At 71.4% G+C, this 22269-nt stretch carries 20 protein-coding genes and 2 pseudogenes; 15 read left to right on the top strand and 7 right to left on the bottom strand.

The window, feature by feature from the left end; genetic code table 11:
• Positions 1-94 precede the first annotated feature (94 nt).
• From ACZOOI_RS31300 to ACZOOI_RS31280, 5 genes are all read right to left on the bottom strand, one after another.
• Entirely contained in the window at positions 95-1252 is a 1158-nt protein-coding gene (locus ACZOOI_RS31300) for an ROK family protein (protein WP_465282922.1), read from the bottom strand.
• 358 nt (positions 1253-1610) lie between these two features.
• A complete protein-coding gene (locus ACZOOI_RS31295; RefSeq protein WP_465282921.1) occupies positions 1611-4424 on the bottom strand; it encodes an RICIN domain-containing protein in 2814 nt (937 codons plus the stop codon).
• Between the two features lie 325 nt (positions 4425-4749).
• On the bottom strand, positions 4750-4899 hold the full coding sequence (locus ACZOOI_RS31290; protein WP_465282920.1) for a hypothetical protein: 150 nt from the start codon (positions 4897-4899) through the stop codon (positions 4750-4752).
• Between the two features lie 463 nt (positions 4900-5362).
• Positions 5363-5695, bottom strand: coding sequence for a hypothetical protein (locus ACZOOI_RS31285; protein ID WP_465282919.1), 333 nt, complete (start codon positions 5693-5695; stop codon positions 5363-5365).
• Between the two features lie 128 nt (positions 5696-5823).
• A complete protein-coding gene (locus ACZOOI_RS31280) occupies positions 5824-6120 on the bottom strand; it encodes a hypothetical protein (protein ID WP_465282918.1) in 297 nt (98 codons plus the stop codon).
• Between the two features lie 67 nt (positions 6121-6187).
• On the opposite strand from ACZOOI_RS31280, the gene ACZOOI_RS31275 reads away from it, so the two are divergent.
• The 14 genes and pseudogenes from ACZOOI_RS31275 (at position 6188) to ACZOOI_RS31210 (ending at position 20205) form a co-directional block, all read left to right on the top strand.
• The gene (locus ACZOOI_RS31275) at positions 6188-7582 is read left to right on the top strand and encodes an ATP-grasp domain-containing protein (RefSeq protein WP_465282917.1); all 1395 of its coding nucleotides are present in this window, start codon (positions 6188-6190) and stop codon (positions 7580-7582) included.
• Positions 7579-8421, top strand: a pseudogene (locus ACZOOI_RS31270) (Rossmann-like domain-containing protein); the annotation flags it as partial. The gene ACZOOI_RS31275 and the pseudogene ACZOOI_RS31270, both read left to right, overlap by 4 nt.
• Before the next feature lie 194 nt (positions 8422-8615).
• Positions 8616-9767: a PLP-dependent cysteine synthase family protein gene (locus tag ACZOOI_RS31265; RefSeq protein WP_465282916.1), complete on the top strand. Its 1152-nt coding sequence runs from the start codon at positions 8616-8618 to the stop codon at positions 9765-9767.
• On the top strand, positions 9764-10819 hold the full coding sequence (locus ACZOOI_RS31260; protein WP_465282915.1) for an enolase C-terminal domain-like protein: 1056 nt from the start codon (positions 9764-9766) through the stop codon (positions 10817-10819). Before ACZOOI_RS31265 ends, ACZOOI_RS31260 begins: the two co-directional genes overlap by 4 nt.
• On the top strand, positions 10816-12126 hold the full coding sequence (locus tag ACZOOI_RS31255) for an MFS transporter (protein ID WP_465282914.1): 1311 nt from the start codon (positions 10816-10818) through the stop codon (positions 12124-12126). Before ACZOOI_RS31260 ends, ACZOOI_RS31255 begins: the two co-directional genes overlap by 4 nt.
• Complete coding sequence (locus tag ACZOOI_RS31250) at positions 12123-12917, top strand: class I SAM-dependent methyltransferase (RefSeq protein WP_465282913.1); 795 nt, start codon at positions 12123-12125, stop codon at positions 12915-12917. Before ACZOOI_RS31255 ends, ACZOOI_RS31250 begins: the two co-directional genes overlap by 4 nt.
• A gap of 45 nt (positions 12918-12962) precedes the next feature.
• A complete protein-coding gene (locus ACZOOI_RS31245) occupies positions 12963-14564 on the top strand; it encodes an ABC transporter substrate-binding protein (protein ID WP_465282912.1) in 1602 nt (533 codons plus the stop codon).
• The gene (locus ACZOOI_RS31240) at positions 14561-15514 is read left to right on the top strand and encodes an ABC transporter permease (RefSeq protein ID WP_465282911.1); all 954 of its coding nucleotides are present in this window, start codon (positions 14561-14563) and stop codon (positions 15512-15514) included. The genes ACZOOI_RS31245 and ACZOOI_RS31240 overlap by 4 nt, the downstream gene beginning before the upstream one ends.
• A gap of 44 nt (positions 15515-15558) precedes the next feature.
• A complete protein-coding gene (locus tag ACZOOI_RS31235) occupies positions 15559-16356 on the top strand; it encodes an ABC transporter permease (RefSeq protein ID WP_465284190.1) in 798 nt (265 codons plus the stop codon).
• Positions 16353-17924, top strand: coding sequence for an ABC transporter ATP-binding protein (locus ACZOOI_RS31230; protein ID WP_465282910.1), 1572 nt, complete (start codon positions 16353-16355; stop codon positions 17922-17924). The genes ACZOOI_RS31235 and ACZOOI_RS31230 overlap by 4 nt, the downstream gene beginning before the upstream one ends.
• A gap of 147 nt (positions 17925-18071) precedes the next feature.
• The gene (locus tag ACZOOI_RS31225) at positions 18072-18242 is read left to right on the top strand and encodes a hypothetical protein (RefSeq protein ID WP_465282909.1); all 171 of its coding nucleotides are present in this window, start codon (positions 18072-18074) and stop codon (positions 18240-18242) included.
• 276 nt (positions 18243-18518) lie between these two features.
• Positions 18519-19436, top strand: a complete 918-nt coding sequence (locus tag ACZOOI_RS31220; RefSeq protein ID WP_465282908.1) for an ATP-binding cassette domain-containing protein — start codon at positions 18519-18521, stop codon at positions 19434-19436.
• Complete coding sequence (locus ACZOOI_RS31215) at positions 19433-20068, top strand: ABC-2 transporter permease (protein WP_465282907.1); 636 nt, start codon at positions 19433-19435, stop codon at positions 20066-20068. The genes ACZOOI_RS31220 and ACZOOI_RS31215 overlap by 4 nt, the downstream gene beginning before the upstream one ends.
• On the top strand, positions 20068-20205 hold the full coding sequence (locus ACZOOI_RS31210; protein ID WP_465282906.1) for a hypothetical protein: 138 nt from the start codon (positions 20068-20070) through the stop codon (positions 20203-20205). Before ACZOOI_RS31215 ends, ACZOOI_RS31210 begins: the two co-directional genes overlap by 1 nt.
• A 290-nt stretch (positions 20206-20495) precedes the next feature.
• On the opposite strand, the gene ACZOOI_RS31205 is transcribed toward ACZOOI_RS31210, so the two are convergent.
• Both ACZOOI_RS31205 and ACZOOI_RS31200 read right to left on the bottom strand, forming a co-directional pair.
• Positions 20496-20753 carry a helix-turn-helix transcriptional regulator gene (locus tag ACZOOI_RS31205; protein ID WP_465282905.1) on the bottom strand — a complete coding sequence of 86 codons (258 nt, stop codon included), beginning with the start codon at positions 20751-20753 and terminating at the stop codon, positions 20496-20498.
• Between the two features lie 133 nt (positions 20754-20886).
• A complete protein-coding gene (locus tag ACZOOI_RS31200; protein WP_465284189.1) occupies positions 20887-21225 on the bottom strand; it encodes a cupin domain-containing protein in 339 nt (112 codons plus the stop codon).
• 264 nt (positions 21226-21489) lie between these two features.
• Between ACZOOI_RS31200 and ACZOOI_RS31195 the strand changes: the two are divergent.
• Positions 21490-22233: pseudogene (locus tag ACZOOI_RS31195) on the top strand (glycoside hydrolase family 18 protein); the annotation flags it as partial.
• Positions 22234-22269 lie beyond the last annotated feature (36 nt).

The raw sequence follows: 22269 nt of genomic DNA, 5'->3' as shown, positions 1-22269 counted from the left end.
CCGAGTAAGGGTGTGCGTGAGTGTCGACTGTCTGCGGGGGAATTGCGTTGGCGCGAGTTTGGTGGCGCGTGACCGTGGGGTGGGCCCGTCCGGCCTAGAACACCCCCAGCTGCGCGGCGAGAACCAGGCACGCCGCGCCGAGCATGTTCAGCTCGGTGCCTTCCGTGAGATTGCGGATCCGCAGCGCGGCACTGATCGGCGAGAGGGTGCGGGCCTGCGCGGTTTCCATCGCGGCGGTGATCAACGGGCCTTCGATCAGGTCGGCCGGACCGGTGAGGACGACCTCGTTGAGGTTCAACGCGCTTGCGATGGGTGCGATCACGATGCCGAGCGCACGGCCCGCTTCGGCGAGCAGGGCGGGGTGCCGCTCCACCGGTGCGGCGGCGAGCCGCCTGCGCAGGTGTCCCGCGTCGATCAGGGGGTCGAGGCAACCTCGTCGACCGCACACGCACTGGGCGCCGTTCTCGTCCACGGTGATGTGGCCGATCTCGCCGGCGACGAACTGCTCGCCCTCGACGAGCCGGCCGCCGACGACCAGACCGGCGCCGACGCCGTGTTCGATCGCGACCACCATCAGGTTCCGTGCCGTGGTTTTGCCGAAGTGCAGGACCGCGAGGGCGGCCAGGTTGACGTCGTTGCCGACGTAGGTGGGCAGCCCGAAGCGCTCGGTGAGTGCATCGACCACGGGCCAGTCGGTCCATTGCAGATGGGCCGCGAGTCGGATGACGCCGGCGTTGTCGATGATGCCGGGGGAGGCGATCCCGATCCCCAGGACCCGGTTGGGGGCGCGCTCGATCAGGTCGGCGGTGAGGGCGACGACGAGCTCCTGGGCCGCGGCGCCCACGGCGCCTGCGATGGGCACGTGTGCCCGCTCGACCACCTCGCCCCGCAGATTGGTCAGGGCGCCCCGGAAACGGTCGGCGTGGGACAGGTCCAGGACCACGAGGGTGACCGCGTCGTCCTGGATCTCGACCAGCGTCGACGGCTTGCCGCGACCTCGGTCGACGTCGGGTCGGTGCCCGATGTCGGCCACCAGTGCGTCGGCTTCGAGTTCGGCGACGAGCACGGACACGGTCGGCGCGGTCAACCCGGAGGCCCGTACCAGCTCCGCGCGGCTCTTGGCACCCTCGTGGTAGAGGATCGACAGGACGAGGGACCGGTTGTGGATCCGGTTGTCCTGGGTCTGGGCCTTCGTTCGCTCACGGGATCGAGGCCGAGCCGACGTGGACGTCGTCCGCCCGGGACGCGTCACCAATGGAGCATGGTCAGTCACCGAGATCCCCAACTCGTTCGTCCGCGACGCGGAAGTTTTTCTTAGTAGCCTTTACTTAATCTGCCGGAATGATTGGCGTAGTGAGCGTGCGCTGTCAAGGGTCGGCGTCCCCTTTCTTCCCGGGAGTGGGTCGGGCATCGCGAAATCACCATGGGGCGAACGCGCGTGACGCGCCTGGGGCTCTTCGTGGCGCGACGGATCGGTCGCGATGTACGACCCCTCCCATCCCGCTCCGTGGTTGTGGTCGACGTCGTCGAGGTGGACGAAGACGGCGAACAGCGGGGACGGCGGCCCGGGTGTTTGCGTGGCACCCGGGCCGCCGGGTAAAGGCTTCGGCCTAGAAGTCGTAGACCTCGAGCGACCACAGCGAGTAGCCGAACGTGCTGCCACGCTCGGTTCCGTACACGCGTAGGTAGCGTCCGGACGCGTTGAGGTTGATCAGGTCCTCGGTGCCGCCGGCGCCGTTGGTGGTGGCGCGGACGTTCGTCCAGGTGGTGCCGTCGTCCGAGGTCTGGATCCGGTACGCCTTGCCGGCGGCTTCCCAGTCGAGCTTGACCTGCATGATGGATCGTGTGCTGCCGAGATCGACGCGGATCCACTGCGGGTCGGAGTAGGTGCTCGCCCAGCGGGTGGAGGGGTTGCCATCGGTGGCGCGACCGGCCTCGAGGCCGGCGGCTTCCACGGAGGACGCCGTGGTGGGGCGTCCTCGGGCGATGTCGGTTCCGGTGACGGTCCACTGGAAGGTGATGAAGCCTGTGGCTCCGGTGGTGTCGGTGACCGCGATGGTGACGCTTCCGGCTCCGACGCTGACCGGGGTGCCGGTGATCCGTCCCGTGCCGGCGTTGACCGACAGGCCGGCGGGCAGTCCGGAGGCCGTGTAGGTGAGGGCCGCGCCGGTGGAGCTGGTGGCCGCGATCTGGATCGGGGTGATGGTGCTGCCCGCCGCACCGGTCCTGTCGCCCGGGTTCGTCACGGTCACGGTGCCGATGGAACCTCCGTTCACGGGGGTGAACTTGAGGCTCTGCGCGGCGACCGGGCGGGTGTCGCCGGCGCTGCCGCCGTTGTCCCAGTTGCGCTGCGGGGAGGTGAGGACGGACTGGGTCCCCTGGTCGGTCAGGCTCAGGGCCAGGCCGCTGTAGCGGTTGACCAGGCGGTAGGACCCCGTGGGCGCCGAGGGTCCCCCGCCGGCGGGGGCTTGGGTGATCTCCTGGATGGCCCACTGTTGGCCGACGGCCGGGGTGGCCCCGGGTGCGGCGATGGTGACCGTCGCTCCCCAGGCGCGTCCCGCGTCGCCGCCGCCGACGCCCAGTGCCTGCCCGGAGGAGGCGTTGGTGATGCTGTAGAAGCCGTCGCCGGTGGGCTTGAACTTCCACTGCTGGGCGGGGGCGTTGCCCGCCGGGGACGTGCCCAGGCGGGAGCTGTTCTGGGTGAGGTAGCGGCCGTTCCCGGCGGCGATTCGGTAGGCGCTGGTCGCGTTGACCGGGGGTGTGGGCAGGTCGGCGGAGGACCGCGGGGTGATGGTGATCTCGGACCCGGCGTTGGGGCAGTCGATCAGGCAGTAGGAGCGGAACGTCTTGCCGACGATCGTGGTGCTGGTCTTGTTCGCCGGGTCGAGCATCCAGCGGTACCACGCGGCGTTCGGAATCTCCGGCAGCCAGCCGATGTCGGTCCACTTCTGGGTGGCGAGGTCGTCGGTGGCGTAGAACTTCAGCGGGGTGCGGGTGCGGGTGTTCTGGGCGATGTTGTTCTGCGGGGTGCCGATGTACTTGCCCAGGTAGGCGTTCCAGGTGATGTTCATGACGGCCAGCTGCGAGTGGTCTGGCATGGTGCCGTTGGCGACCTGGGTCTGCACCGTTCCCTTGGTGGTGGGGGAGTAGTCCTCACCGGGAGCGGTGTAGCCGGTTCCGACGCCCTCGGACGGGATGACGTTGCTCTCCGCCCCGCCGGTCCCGGGGGTCGACCAGGCGCCGTTGTACCACTTCTTCCACGAAGAGGGGGCCATCTTCTGGGCGATCGGAGCCCGCGCGACGTGCTGGAGCCAGATCGCCTGGCCGGTCTTGTTCAGTGCACGGCTGGCATAGGACACGTAGAAGTAACCGGAGGGGTAGTCGACGTACAGTCTCGGGTCGCCGTCGCCGTAGTAGTAGGTGTCGTTGGGGAACGCGTCGCTGTCACCGCGCTTGGTGCTGAACGGGGACGTGATCACCTCGCCGGTGATGTTCCACGTCTTGCCCTTGTCCTTGGACACGGTGTAGTCGATCGAGTCGTAGTGCAGGCCGTCGCCGAAGGGCCGCGGCGTGAACTCGTTGTGCACCAGGCCGTACCACCAGCCGGTGTCGGGGTCGACCCACACGCCGACCAGGTCGCAGAAGTTGCGCTGCGAATGGCTGCTGCCGGGCGCGTAGGTGGCTTTGGTGCCCGTCGGGCTGTTGTTGCAACGCTTGGTGGTGTCGTCGTTGCGGTCGGCCGGATCGGCGGGATTGGCCGCACTGCTGATGGGGTCCTTGGTGGCCGTGTCGAAGTTCGTGCCGGAGTAGAAGTCCCACCGTCGGGGCGCGTCGCTCTCGTACAGCGCGAGCGCGTCCTGTGCATAGAACTTGCCGTTGGAGTCGGTGTAGACGGATCGCGGTGTGTCGCTGCCGTTGTCGAACGGTACGTCGGCGCCGGCGGTCAACAGATACTTGGCCGGCGCCGCCGAGGCGGCCTGCCATTTCTGCGTCGCCTGCGCCGGATCACAGGACGCCAGCTCGACCCGGGCGTTGTTGACGACCGAACCGCCTCGTACCGCAAGGCATTTGCCGGACTTGGCACTGTAGATCGTGCCGTCCGGCAGGTACTTGAACTTCTGCTGGGCGAAGCCGCCGCAGTCGTAGAGCTGGACGAGTGCGCCGGTGGCGTTCGAACCATCGGTGACGTCCAGGCACTTGGTCCGGGCGTTCACGGTGATGGTGACGTGCCCGTCGTCCTGCCAGGTCCAGGTCTGGGCCGCGCTGCCGTTGCAAGCGTAGATCTGGACGACGGCGCCGTTGTTCGAGTCGAAGTCGGCGTCATCGAGGCACTTTCCACCGATGGTGATGGTGCCGGGTCCGCCCGCGGCTACGGCCGCGGCCGTAGCCGCGGGCGCGAGGGCGGCGGTGACGCCGGCTGCCAAGGCGAGAGCCGTGCAGGCGGCCAACCCGGTCCGAGCGGCCGGGGCTATTCTTCGTCGCACAGTGTCCTCCAGTGTGGCTGCGGGATGGGTACTGCGCTGAGCGTGTCCGTCCGACCGGACACGCTCAGGTCTTCGAAGTAGGCGACGAGACCGATGAAGGCCGCCCACTCGTTTCGGTTCGAGGTCCGTCCTTGGACCCCGGGGCGCGCCTGCCAAGGCAGCATGTCGCTGTCGCGGCCGACCCCGACTCCGACGTTCGGTCGGCGCAGGGGGCGAAGGCGGTGGCGGAACTCCCAGAAGCCTCACGCTCGCCGAGGCACTCGGGTCAGGGCGCTTCGGCCGTGTCGGCTGTCGCGCCGAGCCGCAGCAAGGCGTAGTAGTCGATGGTGTGTGGCGAGTGCGTGTGCTCGGTCCACACGACGCCCAGGCCGCCGAGCACCCGTGCCGCCTCCCGGGCGTCGAGTGCCCTCGGCACCGGATCGTGGCTGTCCCTCGTGTGGGCCTTGGGGTGCTCGACGAACCGTGGTCGCGACGAGGCGTGCGGCGACGCTGTGGTGGGACGATTCAAGCGCTTCGCTTTGTGAGCAGGGCGACCCATCTCAACGCACCCCCTCCGCCGCAAGTAGCCCGGAGGCAACTTTGCTTAAGTGGCTTTATTTAATCTGTCCCGAATGATTGGGCTCCTGCCGACCTCTGTCAAGAGGGTGCGCGTTTCGTCTGCGCGACCGGAAACCGAGCCTGCGGTCCTGGCCTGGGGTTTCACGCCGGCCGCACCGTTTCGCGGGCTCGGAAGTGCGCACTGGTGGAAGGACCGTGCTCGAAGTTGTTTGGAACTGCCGTGTTTCAAGCACTTGACGTCAACGAGGCGGGGGTGCTGCCATGAGTGACGCCCGACGCGACGCCCACACCACCGACCTGGCCGCCGGGCCCGTCCGGGGTCACGGATCTCGGGAGGTGAACTCCCATGCGAGGAGGCCCGAGACGAGGGCGCGGACGGCGGGTCGGGTGTGGGTTTCCTCGGGGGAGAAGCGTTCGGCGTTCAGGAAGGCGTGCAGGCTTTGGTCGCGGCGTCCCCAGTGGGCGTACGCGGTGGCGATGTCGGTGTAATAGCGGCAGCGGCGTTCGACAGTGGGCAGGGTCGCCGGTGCGATGGTGCGGGCTGCGGCGATGGCCGCGCGCCTTGCCCTGGGCCATACTCCGGAGGATCCGCTTCGCACCAGGGCCTTCGAGAACCTGGTCGACCGGGCGGAGCAGGCGTACGGGATCGCCATGCACTATGCGGACGGCGATCCGGATGCCGCCCGGAACGCGATGAGCCACGCCCTGGAGGCCGTGGCGCGGGGCTTCGCCGCGACGCCGAGATCTCCCGGTCGCGTGTCGGGGCCGGCGTCGTCCACGATCACCACGTTCCCGACCCGCGGTTTCGCGCGCGGCGGGGCCGGCGCGAGGAACGGGCCGTGGCGCCCAACTCACCAAAATCGCCGGCATCCAGGGCAGCAAGAACATCGCCCTCACCTCTACGCCGCCGCCGCAGGTCCTGGCGGCGGCGATCGCGTCGCAGGCCGGCTACGAAGCCGCGGCCGACGGGCGCCTCGGCGAAGGTACCGCCGACGCCCGCGCGGGACGGCGCCAGCCGCGGAATCGGCGAGTGGACAGGAACGAGGCCCATCAGGCCGATATTGATAATGAAAACCATTACCGATACGGTGCGACGGGTCGAGGCTCTGTACGAGAGCCGTCGCCGCGGTCGGAGAGGGAGTTCGGTGGGTCATCTGCTGGTTGTCGAGAGCTGGGTCGGGGCGATGAGCGGGTTGCTGCCCAGGGCGATCCATGAAGGCGGGCACGAATTCACCTTTGTGACCCGGGACTTGCACCACTACCTGCGCTCCGCCGCCGGCGGCGAGCCGCATCCGCTGTTGGCCGCGCGGAACATCGTCACCGCGGAGACCAACGACGCGATGCAACTACCTTCCCTGGTCGCCCGATTGCACGACGTGTTGGGCTTCGACGCGGTGTTGTCGGCGTGCGACTACTACCTGCCCGTCACGGCCCGGATCGCCGCCCGACTGGGCCTGCCGGCGCCCGCGCCGGACGCGGTCGAGGCGGCCTGCCGCAAGGATCTGACCCGGGTGCGACTGGCCGCCGCAGGCGTTCCCGGTCCGCGCTTCGCGCTGTGTCGAGACCTCGGGCAGACCCGACTCGCCGCGCGGGAGATCGGCTACCCGGTAGTGGTCAAGCCGGTGGACCTGTGTGCCGGAATGCTGGTGTGCAAGGTGCACGACGACGCCGAGGCGGCACGCGCCCACCGGGCGTTGGTCGACTTCCCGGTCAACGCGCGCGGCCAGGAACGAGTCCCCGTGGTGTTGGTCGAGGAGTTCCTCACCGGTCCCGAGGTCAGCGTCGAGACGGTCACCTTCGACGGACACACCCGCGTGGTCGGGGTCACCGACAAGAGCCTCGGCGGCGCGCCCTGGTTCGTCGAGACCGGGCACATGTTTCCGGCCGCCCTGGACCCGGCTTCCACCCGGGTGGCCGCGGACACCGCCGTACGCGCCGTCGAGGCGCTCGGCCTGGATCACGTGGTCGCGCACACCGAGATCAAGCTCACTCCAAACGGTCCGCACGTGGTGGAGGTCAATCCGCGGCCGGCGGGCAACCGGATCACCGAACTGGTCCGTCACGTAACGGGCGTCGACCTGGTCGCCGCGTGCGTGGACGTCGCCCTGGGCCGACGCCCCGACCTCACCGAACGACCGACCGGCACGCGCAGTGCGGCAATCGGCCTGCTGCTGCCGAACGAGCGGGACCTGCCCGCCGGCGGAGCGGCCACGCTGGTGGGCATCGACGGCGCGGACGCGGTCCGACACCAGCCCGGCGTGGTCGAACTGTCCCTGGCCGCACCGGGCCGCGTGGTGCGCGCCGCGACCAGCAACAACGAGTACCTGGGTCACGTGATGACCGCCGACACCGAAGGCGCCGCCGCGCGGGAGTCGGCCGAGTGGCTGCTTTCCCGGCTGCGGCCGCGCTACGCGGATTCGGGTTGCGTGCCCGCGAGTTCCGTGGTCTCGCGCACCGCGCGGCCGGGTTCGGGTTCGGGTTCGGTGGACGCGAGTCCCGTGCTCGCGGACTCCGCGAATCCGACGGGGGTGCCCCGATGACCGCGCTGCGTTCGCGGCCCGAACCCGTGTGCTCACTCGCCGAGTTGCTCGACCGGGTGAGAGCCTGCCGATACGGGCCCGATCCCGCCGGGGAACGGGTGAGCAGCGCGTTCCGTACGATCCAGGCGGTTCGGCACGACGAGCGTGCCGGCGGCTACCGCAACGACGTGCTCGGCGTGCGACTGGGCGCGGCGGTCGGCTCCTGCGCGGCCGAGCCCGGCACTTTGCCCGTCGACACGATCGACGACTGCGTGGGCGCGACCGTCGCGGAACTCCTGGCCCATCCGCTCGCGCCGATCCGAATCGCCGCGCTGGACGCCTACCTGATGTGCCACCGCCCGCACACCCCCGAACACGGCGCCCGTCCGTACCCGTTGCGTGCCGGAACCTCGCTGGACAAATCGCGGGCCCGGGCCCGTGCGGTGGTGGATCTGCTGCCCGTGCACCGGCTGCGCGCGGTGTTGGTGGTGGGCGTGGTCAACTCGCTCCTGGAACGGCTGCGCACACTCGGCGTGCGGTGCGTGCCGTGCGATCTCAAGGGCGGCACGACCGAGTGGGGCGAGCCGATCCGCCGCGACGCCGAGAGGGAACTGGCGGGCTGCGACGCGATCCTGGCCTCGGGGATGACGCTGGGCAACGGGACGTTCGAGCCGCTGCGCGCGCACGCCGCGAGCACCGGCAAGCCATTGGTGATGTTCGCCCAGACCGGGAGCGCGGTGCTGCCACTGTTCGTCGGCGCCGGGGTGAGCGCGGTGTGCGCCGAGCCGTACCCGTTCTTCTGGCTGGACGGCGGCCCCGGAGTAGTGCACCGCTACGGCGGTTCGAACGTCGCACCGGGCGCGATGCCCGGGGACGCGCTCGCGGCCACCGCGCCCGGCACACCCGGCGGCGTCGACCCCGGAGCGCAGCGCCATGCGGCCGGCCCGGACACCGGACTTCCCGCCGCGGACCTCGGCACCGGGTCGCCCTTCGCGAGTCGCGGCACGGGCTCGCCCGCGGTCACCGGGCCCGCGTACGGGCGCGAGGGCGCCTCGTGAACACCTTTCCGGCCCCGCGCCCCGCCACGACGGTCACCGCGAACCCGGACCTGCTGGCGCTGCTCGGCCGCACGCCCCTGGTCCGGATCGGCACCGCGCTGCCCTGCCCGCAACCCGGCTTCTGGGCCAAGCTGGAATACCTGAGCGCGGGCGGGATGAAAGCCCGCGCCGCCGTGTCGATGTTGCGCGGCGCCCGCCGGCGCGGCGAACTGCGTCCGGGCGCCCCGGTGGTCGAGTCGACCTCGGGCACCCTGGGCATCGGCCTCGCCTTCGCCGGTCAGGCCCTGGGCCATCCGGTACTGCTCGTCTGCGACCAGGAACTCGAAGCGTCCATGCGGCAGTTGCTGCACGCGTACGGCGCGGTCGTGGACGTGGTGGACCGGCCCGCGGCGGCCGGCGGGTGGCAGGCGGCCCGGCTCACCCGGGTGCGCGAGATCCTGCGCCGCACCCCCGACGCCTATTGGCCGGACCAGTACAACAACCCCGACAACCCCTCCGGCTACGCGGCAATGGCGGCCGAACTGATCGACCGACTCGACCACTTGGACGTCCTGGTGTGCAGCGTGGGAACCGGCGGACACAGCGCCGGGTTGATCGGGCCGCTGCGCCGGCGCTGGCCGGCGCTGACCGTGATCGGCGTCGACTCGGTCGGCTCGACCATCTTCGGCCAGCCCGCGCGCCCTCGGCTGATGCGCGGACTGGGCAGCAGCATCCACCCGCGCAACGTCGCCCACGACGCGTTCGACGAGGTGCACTGGGTCGGCCCGGCCGCCGCGGTGGATGCGTGCCGCCGGCTGGCCCGAGGCAGCTTCGTCAGCGGCGGCTGGAGCACCGGAGCGGTCGCCCTGGTCGCCGCCTGGGCGGCCCGGGTGCGGCGCGGCGCCACCGTGGCCGGCGTCTTCCCCGACGGGCCGCATCGCTACCTCGGCACCGTCTACGACGACGACTTCTGCCGTGCACACGGACTGGACCGCGTTCCCGTCCCCACCCACCCGGTGGAGATCCTGCACCCGCAGGCCGTCGAGGTCGGCGGCTGGGCCCGCTGTCGCCGGGTCGAGGATCCGCGAGCGGCTCCGTGCACACCCGTGCCACCGACCCCACAGGCGCCGACATTCGCGCCCCGGACCGCGATACAGGGAACGACATGAGGCTCACCTGGCGTACCACGCTCCTCCAACTGGCCGAACCGCTGCGCATCTCACGCTCGGTGACGGCGAACCGCGACGCGGTATGGGTGCGGATCGAGTACGACGGCCTGCACGGCTTCGGCGAGGCGGTCGCCAGCGTCCGCCTGGGCCTGTCGGCGAGTTCCATCGCGACGGCGCTGGAGACGACGGTCCGCCCCTGGCTCGCGCGCTTCGCCGCCCCCGAGAGCGCCTGGGAGGTCGTGGACGCCGCCGCACCGCCCGGCCTGCCCGCCGGTGTCCTGGCCGCCGTGGACGCGGCCCTGTCGGATCTCGTCGGCAAACGCGCCGACCGCCCCGTCCATCGGCTGCTCGGCGCCACCCGCGCACCCAGCGGCACGACCGCCCGCACCATCGGCATCGTCGAGCCCGAACGCGCCGCGATCCAGGCGGCCCGGCTGGCGGCGCTCGGCTTCACCGTCCTGAAGATCAAGGCGGGCACCCCCGACCCGACGGACGACCTGAACCGGGTCGCGGCCGTGCACGCCGCCGCGCCGCACGCCCGGTTGCTGCTCGACCCCAACGGCGCCTGGACCGAGGCCCGTACCCGCGACCTGCTGCCGCGCTTCGCCGCACTGGGCGTCGAGGCGGTGGAACAACCCATCCCCCCGGGCCGCCCCGACCTGCTTGCCCGAATCGCCCGAGACGCGCCGATTCCGGTGATCGCCGACGAGGACGCGGCGGGCACCGAGGACGTGCTGCGCCTGGCCGGCAGGGTGCCCGGGGTCAACCTCAAACTTGCCGAATGCGGGGGCGTGCGCGCCGTGTTGCGCCTGGTCGACGTGCTGCGCGACAGCGGCACCGAGGTCATGCTCGGTTGCCTGACCGGCAGTTCGCTGAGTCTCGCGCCCGCCGTACAGATCCTGGATCGGGCCGGTCGGCTCGACCTGGACGGCCATCTGCTGCTGGCCCACGACCCGTGGACCGGGATCGGCGGCCTCGACGGCACCGTGCGCGCCGACCCGAACGCCGCCGGCCTGGGTGTCCGGCCCGCGGCCACGGCGGTGGTCCGATGACGACCCTGCGCGCGGTGGCGAGCTTCCCGCTCGCGGTGCGCCTGCTCCTGGTCAATCAACTCGGCGTGAACACCGGCTTCTACCTGCTGATCCCCTACCTCGCGACGCATCTCACCGACGACCTGGGCCAGTCGGCGGCCGTGGTCGGCATCGTGCTCGGCATCCGCAACCTCAGCCAGCAGGGCCTGTTCGTGCTCGGCGGCTCCGCGGCGGACCGACTCGGCGCACGCGGGGTGATCATCGCCGGATGCGCGCTGCGGACCGTGGGATTCGCGCTGTTCGCGCTCGGGGACGGGCTGCCCGTACTGATCGCGGCCGCCGTGCTCAGCGGCCTCGCCGGCGCCCTGTTCAACCCCGCCGTACGCACCTACCTGGCGCAGGAGGCCGGTGACCGCAAGGCGGAGGCGTTCGCCCTGTTCAACGTGTTCGCCACGACCGGCGCGCTGCTGGGCCCGCTGCTGGGCAGCGCGCTGCTCCTGGTGAACTTCACCGCCGCCGCGCTCACCGCGGCGGCACTGTTCGCCGTGCTCACCCTCGCCCAGGCCGCCGTGCTGCCCGCTCGCCCGGTACCCGCTCCCGAGGGATCTGTGGCCGCCGACTGGCGCGAAGTCGTGGGCAATCGCTCGTTCGTGGCGTTCTCGATCGCGATGGCCGGGATGTACGGCCTGGAGACGCAGCTCTATCTGCTGCTCCCGGACGGCGTTCGGCATGCCACCGGTCAAGAGAGCGCGGTGGGGCTGCTCTTCCTGCTCGGCACGACGGCCAACCTGCTGCTGCAACTACGGATCACCCGACGCCTCCAGGCACGCGGCGACCGGGCCCACTGGATCGCCGCCGGAACGGCCTTGATGGGACTGGGGTTTCTACCGCCGATCCTGGTGGCGGGCGGCGCCGGCCCGGACGGCACCGCGGATGCCGTACTGCGCCTGCTGCCGTTGCTCGCGGGCGCGTTGGTGCTGCACGTCGGGGTGATGATCGCCCAACCGTTCGTGCTGGAACTGATACCCGCGTTCGGCCGTGAGGGGTTGACCGGCACCTGCTTCGGGCTGTTCTACGCGGCATCCGGCGTCGCCGCCGCCGCGGGCAACGCCGGGATCGGGTTCGCGATGGACAGCGGCGGGCGTACCGATCGGGCGTGGCTGCCGTGGGTGTGCTGCGCGCTGCTCGGGTTGGGTTCGGCCCTCGCGGTCGGCTGGTTGCACCGCAGGGGAGCGCTGCCCGCCGCGCCCACGATCGGCGCCGCCGACGACGCCCGCCCGGCGGCGCGAACCGTCCACCGTCCGCGGGCCGAGAGCGAGCTCCGATGAGCACCCGCAACCTCCTCACCGACACGCCCGAACTCTACGAACGTCGCTTCCCCGATCCGGACCGGCTCGCCGCCCGCTGGACCGAGGAGACGCTGCGCCGCCACGGCGCCGGGCCACGCGTCCTGGACGTGGGTTGCGGTACGGGTCGCGACGCGGCCTGGTTGTGCCGGCACGCCGCACGCGAGGTGGTCGGCATCGACACCTCGGCGGCGATGCTCGAGCACGCCCGCGACCGGCACCCGGGACCCGACTATCGGCTCGCCGACATGCGCGACTTCGACCTCGGCCGCACCTTCGACGCCGTCGTCTGCCTGGACAGCGCCCTGCTGTACTGCCACGACAACGCCGACCTCACCGCGTTTCTGGAACGATCCCGGAGGCATCTCGCCCCCGGCGGGCTGCTGATCGCCGAACTGCGCAACGGCGCCTACTTCCTACGCGGCGCGGCCGGCGCGCGGGACACACCCGGACCGAGTGTGCACACCGTCGTCCACGACGGCGTCACGCACACCTCGCACACCACGCTGTGGGTCGACCACGCCGCGCAACTGCTGCGCCGGCGCCGGACCTGGACCTCGGACGACGGCGCGCCGCCCCGCACGCAGTACTCCGCGTGGCGGCTGCTGTTCCCCCAGGAACTGCGCCACTTCCTCACCGGCGCCGGCTTCGAGGTGCTCGCCCTGTACGACCGCCCGGGGCCGCGCACGGACCCGCCGTGGACCGAGGGCGCGCCACCCGAGGACAGCGCGAGTTCGGACCGCCTGCACGTGGTCGCCCGCCGGCTCGACTGACACACCGACCCGATCACCCAGCCACCATCACGGAGAGCACGACCCATGAGCCGCACCAGTTCACCCATACCGCTCGGCGACCGCCTGCCCCGCATCTCACGACGGGTCGTCCTGGCCGCCGGCGGCGCCGGCGCGCTGGCCCTGGCGACGGGTTGCGCCGCCGGCGGATCGGCCGATCCCGGTCCGCACCCCGGAACCGGCACCGAGGGCTCACCCAGGCGCGGCGGCCGACTGCGCGCGGCCTTTCCCGGCGGCGGAGCCAACGAGAACCTCGACCCGCACCAGGCCAACCTGTTCGTCGAGGTGGCCCGGGCCAAGGCCCTGTTCGACAAGCTCGCCGACTACGGGGCGGATCTGGCCCCGGTGCCCCGGCTGGCCGCCGGATGGGAGGCCGATCAGAGCCTGGCCACGTGGCGGGTCCGGCTGCGCTCGGCCGCCTTCCACGACGGGCGGCCGGTCACCGCCGAGGACGTGCTGTACAGCTTTCGCCGGATCGCCGACCCCAAGCGGGCGTTTCGCGCGAAGGCGTCCCTGGAACCGATCGACCTGGCCGCCAGTCGGGCCCTGGACCCGGCCACGGTGGAGTTCCGGCTCAAGCGTTCCTACGCCGAATTCCCCAACACCCTGGCCGCGTTCGGCGCCTACATCGTGCCCAAGGACGCGGACGCCTTCGAACGGCCCATAGGTTCGGGCCCGTTCACCTTCGGCTCCTTCAAACCCGGCAGTTCGCTCGTACTCCGGCGCAACGACCGGTACTGGGAGGGTGCGCCGCACCTGGACGAAGTGGAGTTCGTGGTCGCGGCCGAGGAGTCGGCGCGCACCAACGCGCTGCTGGGCGGACAGGTCGAATACGCACACGAGTTGAACCCGGCCACCGCGCGCGTCCACGAGGGCAAGGGCCGGATCACGGTGGTGCGGCTGCGAAACAGCGCGATGCAGGGGTTCGTGATGAAGACCGACCGGCCGCCGTTCGACGATCCCAGGGTGCGGCAGGCGTTCTTCCTGATCGCCGACCGCCGAGAACTCGTCGACGGCGCGCTGTCGGGCGCCGGCGAGGTGGGCAACGACCTGTTCGGCAAGGGGTATCGCTATTACGCGGCAGGCCTGCCCCAGCGCACCCGGGATCTCACCCGGGCCCGCGCGCTGTTGCGCGAGGCGGGCGCCGAGGGACTGCGGGTCACCCTGGACACCGCGCCCGCCGCCACCGGTTTCGTCGAGGCGGCCGGGATCTTCAAGGAACAGGCCGCCGAGGCCGGGGTCACCATCGACGTCCGGATCGGCAACAAGGACACCTATTGGAAGGACATCCTCACCGGCGGCACCATCGCCTCCTACCGCTCGGGCGCGATGCCGATCGAGGCACACGTCTCCCAGCGGCTGTTGACCGACTCCAGTACCAATGCCTCGCAGTGGCGGGTCAAGGACTTCGACGACCTCTACCAACAAATCCAGTCCACCTCCGACGAGACGCTGCGCACGGCACTGTACGAGCGCATGCAGCGCCGGCTGCACGCCGAGGGCGGCTTCCTGATCTGGGGATTCGCGGACTGGATCGTGGCCACCGCGAACCGGGTGCGCGGGGTGTCGGTGACCGCGCCCGCCAACACCGTGGACTGGGCCCGCTTCGACCGGGTCTGGCTCGCGTGAGCCCGGCGCGAGCCTGGCTGGGTCGGCGGCTGCTGTTGGGCGTGGGGCAGACGGCGGCGCTGGTCGTACTCATCTTTGCGCTCACCGAGGCGTTGCCCGGTGACGCGGCGGTGGCTCTGGCGGGCGACCAGCCCGATCCGCAGCGGATCGCGCGGATCCGGGACAACCTCGGCCTGGACCGGTCGGCCGGCGAACGCCTGCTCGCATGGGTCGGCGGGTTGGCGCACGGCGACCTGGGTACCTCGCTGGTCTCCGGCCGACCGGTCACCGATCTGCTTGCGGACGGGCTGGGGCCCACGCTGGTGCTGGCCGGGGTCACCGCGACCTTGCTCGTGCCGCTGTCGGTGGGGCTGGGGGTGCTTGCCGCGCGCCGCGAGGGAGGGCCGGTGGACCGGGTGGTCAGCGGGTTGACGGCGGCGGTGCACGCCGTCCCGGAGTTCGCCCTGGGGGTGCTCGTGATCACGCTGTTCGCGCTGCGCCTGGGGTGGGTGCCGCCCACCGCCATCGGCACCGGTGGCGACCTTTGGGCGCACCCCGATGTCCTGGTCCTGCCGGTGCTGGTGCTGCTGTCTCGGCCCGTGTGCACGATCAGCCGCCTGGTGCGCGCGGGAATGATCGACGCGACGGCGTCGCCGTACGCCGTGCACGCTCGGCGGCTGGGCCTGGCCCCGGCCCGGGTGCGCTGGGCCCACGCCCTGCCCAATGCCCTGGCCCCGGCCGGTCAACAACTGGCCCGGACCTGCGACTGGTTGCTTGGCGGCGTGATCGTGGTCGAGGCCCTGTTCGTGATCCCGGGCCTGGGCACGGTGTTGATCGACGCGGTAGCCGCGCGCGACATCCCGGTGGTGCAGGGCCTGGCGGTGGTGTTCGGGGTGGTGACCGTAGTGGTCAATCTCGGCGCCGATCTGGTCACCCGACGCCTGGCACCGCGCGCGGAGGTGGCAGCGTGAGCGAATTCGGGAAGCAAGGCGGTTTCGGCCCACGCCGGCCGGCGGTGCGGCGGTACGTGCTCGCCATCGGGCTGGTTGCCCTGCCGTTGCTGTTCGCGGTTTTCGGGCCGCTGTTCGCGGGCCCGGCCGGAGCACGCGGCGTCTCGTTCACCGGTGGCCAGGGGCACTGGCTGGGCACCGACTTCGCCGGACGCGACGTTTGGCGCCAAGTGCTCCTCGGCGGTCGATCGGTGGTGCTCGTGGCGGTCGCCGCGACCGGGACCGCCTACCTGGTGGCGATCCCGCTCGGGCTGGCCGCCGCGTTGACCCGGCGGACCTGGCTCGCGGAAGCGCTGATCCGGCCGCTCGACGTGCTGCTCGCGGTGCCCTCGCTGCTGTTCGTGCTGCTGGTGGCCGCGCTGTTCCGGCCGGGGCCGGCCGAACTGGCCCTGGTGGTGGCCCTGGTGATCGTGCCCGACGCCGCCCGGGTGGTGGTGTCGGCGGCCACCGAGATCGCGGCACGGCCGGTGGTGGAGGCGCTGCGGATGCAGGGCGAATCGTGGTGGCGGACGGCCGTCGGCTACGTGGCGCGGTCGATGCGACGGACCCTCGCCGCCGATTGTGGCATCCGGCTGTCCGGCGCGCTGTACCTGGTGGCCACCGCCGCCTTCCTGGGTGTGGGGGTGGCACCCGACGCCTCGGACTGGGCGGTGATGGTGGACCGCAACCGGGTCGGCCTGTTCCTCCAGCCGTGGGCGGTGGTGGTCCCCGCAGCGCTGATCGTGGCGCTGTCGATGGGCACGAATCTGCTCTTCGACGCGGCCTTGCAAGACCCCGACGAGCGGGTGGGAGAACGACGATGAAGGATCCGGAACCGGTCGTGGCGATCACCGACCTGCGGGTGGAGGTTGCCGGACGGGCGATCGTGGACGGCGTCAGCCTGACCGCGTGGGCGGGGCGGATCACCGCCCTTGTGGGCGCGTCCGGCAGCGGCAAGACCACCACGGGCCTGGCGCTGCTCGGCGAATTCCCCACCGGCGCCCGGGTGACGGGCAGCGTACGGGTCACGGAAGGCGGTCCGGTGGCCTACATCCCGCAACATCCCGGCGCCGTGCTCAACCCCGCCCGTCGGGTCGGCGCGCTGCTGCGCGACATCGCCCGGCCGGCGGGAGGCGGGCGCGCCGCGATCCGGGAACGGGTGTACGACGCGCTGCGGGCGGCCGCGATCCCGGATCCGGAGGAGGTGGTGCGACGCTTTCCGCATCAGCTCTCCGGCGGCCAGCAGCAGCGTGTGGTGCTGGCCCAGGCGCTCCTGCTCGGGGCACGCGCCCTGGTCGCCGACGAGCCCACCACGGGGCAGGATGCGCTCACCAAGCAAGGGGTCGTCGAGCGTCTGGCGGCGGTGGCCGGGCAGGGGATCGCCGTGTTGCTGCTCAGCCACGATGTGGACGTGGTGCGCCGGCTGGCCGACGACGTGGTGGTGCTGGCCCACGGGCGGGTGGTCGAATCCGGGCCGTCCGTACGGGCGTTGGCCGCTTCCGGGCAGGCTGCCGGACGGGGCGTCGTCGCGCGGCGGGCGGCTCCGCCCGTTCCTCGCTCCCGGGCGGTGGGCGAATCCCGGTTGGAAGTCCGCGACTTGGTGGCCCGACACCGTGTGGGCGGGAGGTCGGTCGACGTGCTGCACGAGGTGAGTCTGGCGGTGGCGGCGGGCGAATGCCTCGCATTGGTGGGGCGTTCCGGCAGCGGCAAGACCACCGTGGGCCGGTGCGTGGCCGGACTGCACAGTGACCACGATGGCCGGATTCTGCTCGACGGCGTGCCGCTGCGGCGCTCGCTGCGCGCTCGCGCTCGTGCCGAACTCGCGGGCGTGCAATACGTGTTTCAGGACGCGCGGGCCGCATTCGACGAGTATCGCCCGGTGGTCGAGCAGGTGGCCCGGACGGCGGTCCGGCTGCGTGGCGTCGAGCCGGACGCGGCCCGCGCGCAAGCCCTGCGCACGCTGGCCGAACTCGGGCTGTCGGCCCAGACGTCCGGACGCCGACCGGGCGCCTTGTCCGGAGGCGAGGTACAGCGCGCCGCGTTGGCCCGGGCCCTACTCGCCCGACCTCGGGTGCTGGTGTGTGATGAGATCACCTCCGGCCTGGACGCGTCCACCCGACGGGGAATCCTGGATGTTCTTGCGGAATTGCGCGAACACGTCGAGCTGAGCCTGGTGTTCATCACCCATGACTTGACGGCGGCGGGTCGACTCGCCGATCGGATCGCGGTCCTGGACGGCGGGCGGGTGGTCGAACAGGGCCCGGCACGGCGCATCCTGACCGAGCCTGGGCACCCGTTCACCAGGATGCTGGTGGGAGCCGCGGGGGCGGGGGAGTGGGACGGTTCGCTCGCCGTCGGGTCGACACCGTCGGGCCGACTGCCGTCGGGCTGACGGGCATTGTGCCGAGGGACAGCGATCGTCCGACCATCGACCGTCCGAACAGCGAGAAAGCTCATACCGACCCACCCCACTCCGAGGAACACGACGCGAATATGCCCGGATCCCTGCGAATCGGCCGGGAGTGACCCCGCCACGGCCGTGACCGCCAGGACGACCACGAACACGGGCACCGGCCAGATCCGCCGTACGGCGACAGGCACCGTGGCCGCGGCGACGAGCACGAGCCGCTCCCACGGCACCGGCGTCGAGGACGGCGGTGCGGCCGACGAGCCCCCCGCCGGCCCGGTCAACAACAACGCGGCCGCGTAGCCGAGCATGAGCACGCAGTCCAGGGTTGTGCGTTGGCGCCGGCTCAGCCGCCGAGCCAGGAGGGGAGGGTCGTCGTCCAGGCCGTACCTGCTTGCACCGCTCGACCATATCGAGGGGATACACCGCGGCACCTCCATCCTGCGGCCGACACCGCCGCTCCTCCCACAGTGGGGTGCCGCCGGCAGGCGGCGGCCGTACTCCACCCAGAGGTGGACGAAGGGCGGTCCACCCCGAGCCGGACGCGGCCGCACCCTGTTGTGCCCGACCATCACCTCCATGATCGACGTCACCGACCTGACCAAGCGCTACGGAAAAGCCACCGTCGTGGAGGGGCTGACCTTTCGAGTAGAGCCCGGCCGGGTGACCGGATTCCTGGGCCCCAACGGAGCCGGGAAGTCCACCACGATGCGCATGATGCCGGGCCTGGACCGCCCGACCGGCGGCGAGGTACGCATCCACGGCGCCCACTACCGGCAGATGCGCGACCCGCTGCGCACGGTGGGCGCGCTGCTCGACGCCAAGGCGGTGCACCCCGGCCGCACCGCGCTCGACCACCTGCGCTGTCTGGCCCGCAGCAACCGGATCCCGTCACGCCGCGTGCGCGAGGTGATCGAGCTGACCGGCCTGGAGAGCGCCGCGCACCGTCGGGCCGGGAGGTTTTCGCTGGGCATGAGTCAGCGACTGGGGGTCGCCGCAGCACTGCTCGGCGACCCCGCCGTCCTGATCCTGGACGAGCCGATCAACGGGCTCGACCCGGAGGGCATCCTGTGGATCCGCGGACTCATGCGAGACCAGGCGCTCCAGGGGCGCACCGTCCTCGTGTCCAGCCACCTGATGAGCGAGGCGGCGCTCACCGTGGACCACCTCGTGGTCATCGGTCGCGGCCGGCTCCTCGCCGACACCGGCATGACCGCGTTCATCGACCGGCACACGAACGCCGGGGTGCGGGTCCGCACACCCGACCCGCAACGGTTGCGCGCCGTGCTGGGCGGTGCAGGGATCACGGCCGCCGACCGCGCGGACGGCAGCCTCGAAGTGGCCACCACGGCAGAGCGGTTCGGCGAACTGGTCGCAGCACACGCGGTGACGGTGCACGAAGTGACGCGCAAGAGCGTGTCCCTGGAAGAGGCATTCATACGACTGACAGCCGACGCGGTCGAATACCGGGCTGAGCCGGCGGGAGAACACCGATGACCGGAAATTCGCCCCGAGCGGTACTGGCCGCCGAATGGATCAAGGTGTGGACCGTGCGGTCGACCCGTCTCACACTGCTGCTGACCTTCGTGATCAGCACCGGCATCGGCACACTCGTCGCGTTCAACTGGCGTGGCAACATCGAGCACGTCGTCAACTTCAGCCCACTGGCCGCCGGCTTGTACAGCGTGACCATCGGACAACTCGCCCTCGTCGCCTTCGGCGTCCTGCTCGTCGGCTCCGAGTACTCGTCCGGGTCGATGCGCGCATCGCTGACCGCCGTGCCCCAACGCGGGCTGCTCTACGGCGGCAAACTACTCGCCGGCACGCTGGCCGCCCTCGCCGGCTCGACCGTCACCGTCATCGTCACCTTCGCCGGAGCACAGGCGATCCTGGGCCCATACGGCACCACACTCACGTCGGACGGGATTCCTACGGCACTCGCCGGCGCCGTCACCTACCTGACTCTGATCTGCGTCCTGTCCATGGGAGTCACGGCCATCGTGCGCAGTTCGGCTGTCGCGTTGAGTCTCCTGCTGCCGCTGCTGTTCCTCGGTTCGCAGGGACTCGCAACGTCCCCACCCTCAAACCCGTCCTGCAGTACCTGCCCGACCAGGCCGGCCTGCAACTGATGCGCATCGCCCGAGCACCCGACGACGACCGCTTCGGCCCCGACTACACCTCCGGCACGGCGCTCGCGATCCTGTTCGCTTGGACCGCCGCCGCCGTGCTCGGCGGCTACGTGGTTTTGCGCCACCGCGACGCCTGACGCCTGACGCCTGACGTCCGGCGGACCGGCCGCGGCGAGCCGGCCGAGCAGAGCACCGCTCGCCGGGTCGTACGCGGGGAACTCCGCACCGTCCGCCGCCGCCGTCCACAGTCCGCCGATGAGAAGCCGGCCCTTCGGCATGCCGCCGCCCTGGTGTCACGGCGCGTCCGATGCGCGCCTCCCGAAGCGAAGGTCTCCCATCGGGGGCGGGCTCGTCTTGTCTTTGGGCGCCCGGTACTTGTCCGTCGGCGCCGGCCCGGCCCCCGCGTTCCGGCTGCCCACGCAACCTCTCACCCGATCGTCGCCGCCCGATACGCGCGCGGGCTGCATCCGTACGCCCGGCGGAAGGTCCGGCTGAACCGGGCCGCGTCCGTCAGGCCCCAGCGGGCGGCGACGGCCCCGATCGGGCGTTCCCGGATCGCGGGATCGCCCAACTCGCGGCGACAGTGCTCCAGTCGGCGATGCCGTATCCAGCCGGATACGGTCGTTCCCTCCCCCTGGAAGAGCCGGTGCAGCTGACGGGTGGAGACGTAGTGCGCGGCGGCCACCTGTTCCGGGCCCAGATCGGGATCGCCGAGCCGGGCCTCGAGGTAGGCCCTGATCGTGGTGATCGACGCCCCCGGCCCGCCGGCGGACGCGACCGGGTCGAGCGGGCCGTGACCAGACCGGCCACCGGATCGGTCACCGTGTCGGCCAGTCGGTCCCGCTCGGCCCCTTCGAACTCCGCCTGGTGTTGCGGTAGTTGCCGCAGCAAGCCCACCGCGAGGGCGCCGAAGCCGCGCTGCCCGGACAGCCGGCGGGCGGTGGCCCGTCCATCTCCCGCAGCGGGACACCCAGCAGGGGTCGCGGCAACATCACCACCAGTTGGCGGTAGTCGGCCGGGAAGGAGAGGCGGTACGGGCGGGTGGTGTCGTAGATCGCGAAGTCACCGGCCGCGAGGGCCACTTCCCGGCCGTTCTGGCTCAGCACGCATCGTCCGGAGAGCTGGAGGCCCAGCTTGAAGTACTTGTCCTTCGGCAGGTCCCCTGCGCCAGATCGGAGAGGTATCGAGGTTCGACGTTGACCCTGGTCCAGACCAATCTGGTACGGACCATTGACCAGTGGTTCAGACCTTTCCTAGGCTCATGCGGCCGCGACAGGTATCACAGCTCTCCACCCGCCTGCGTGGCGGCGCAGCCTCCCCGCACGTTCGGACCGAGTTCGAGGAGTTCCCTTGAGCACAGGCACCGCACGACCCGTCACGCACCCGCGAGACCCCGATCGGCCGGGCACCAGGCACGGCCGTTCGCCCAGTCGTGCCACGACGTGGTCGAAGACCCGCGTTGGGCTGACGTGTTCGACGGCATCGACCTGGACTGGGAGTACCCGAACGGGTGCGGTCTGACCTGTGACGCGAGCGGCTTCGGGTCGATCAAGACCCTGCTGGACGCCACGCGTGCCGGCTTCGGCAACGGCGCCCTGGTCACCGCCGCGATCACGGCCGACGCCGCCCCGGGCGGCAAGCTCGACGTTGCCGACTACGCCGGCGCCTCGGGGGCCGTGGACTGGTACAACGTGATGACATACGACTTCTTCGGGCCGTGGATGGCGCAGGGTCCGACCGCCCCGCACTCGCCGCTGACGTCGTACCCGGGCATCCCAGTGCCGAACTTCAACTCGGCCGATGCCATCGCCAAGCTCCGGACGAAGGGCGTACCCGCGAAGAAGCTGCTGCTCGGCGTTCCCTTCTACGGCCACGGCTGGACGGGCGTCACCCAGAGCGAACCGGGCGGCACCGCGACCGCGCCCGCGTCGGGTGACGGAAGCTACCGCGCGCTCAAGGTTCGTTGCCCCGCCACCGGCCTGGCCGGCGGCACCTCGTACGGCCACTGCGGCAACGAATGGTGGGGCTACGACACCCCGGCCAGCCTCGCCGTCAAGACGAAGTGGGCCAGGGAACAGCGGCTGGGCGGCGCCTTCTTCTGGGAGCTGAGCGGCGACACCGAGAACGGCGAACTCGCCGCCGCCCTCGACCGCGGACTGGGATAACCCACTCGCCCCACCCGAGAAAGGTCGCGGCCGGAC

Source organism: Embleya sp. L77 (assembly GCF_055557415.1).
The sequence above is the reverse complement of the archived record's forward strand: the minus strand, read 5'-3'. Positions and strand labels throughout refer to the sequence as shown.

Bases quoted from the DNA above. Each gene is read 5' to 3' on its own strand.
- ACZOOI_RS31250 (WP_465282913.1), top strand. From the start codon at position 12,123: ATGAGCACCCGCAACCTCCTCACCGACACGCCCGAACTCTACGAACGT.
- ACZOOI_RS31260 (WP_465282915.1), top strand. From the start codon at position 9,764: ATGAGGCTCACCTGGCGTACCACGCTCCTCCAACTGGCCGAACCGCTG.
- ACZOOI_RS31215 (WP_465282907.1), top strand. From the start codon at position 19,433: ATGACCGGAAATTCGCCCCGAGCGGTACTGGCCGCCGAATGGATCAAG.
- ACZOOI_RS31255 (WP_465282914.1), top strand. From the start codon at position 10,816: ATGACGACCCTGCGCGCGGTGGCGAGCTTCCCGCTCGCGGTGCGCCTG.
- ACZOOI_RS31245 (WP_465282912.1), top strand. From the start codon at position 12,963: ATGAGCCGCACCAGTTCACCCATACCGCTCGGCGACCGCCTGCCCCGC.
- ACZOOI_RS31285 (WP_465282919.1), bottom strand. From the start codon at position 5,695: ATGGCGATCCCGTACGCCTGCTCCGCCCGGTCGACCAGGTTCTCGAAG.
- ACZOOI_RS31230 (WP_465282910.1), top strand. From the start codon at position 16,353: ATGAAGGATCCGGAACCGGTCGTGGCGATCACCGACCTGCGGGTGGAG.
- ACZOOI_RS31210 (WP_465282906.1), top strand. From the start codon at position 20,068: ATGCGCATCGCCCGAGCACCCGACGACGACCGCTTCGGCCCCGACTAC.
- ACZOOI_RS31220 (WP_465282908.1), top strand. From the start codon at position 18,519: ATGATCGACGTCACCGACCTGACCAAGCGCTACGGAAAAGCCACCGTC.
- ACZOOI_RS31280 (WP_465282918.1), bottom strand. From the start codon at position 6,120: ATGGTTTTCATTATCAATATCGGCCTGATGGGCCTCGTTCCTGTCCAC.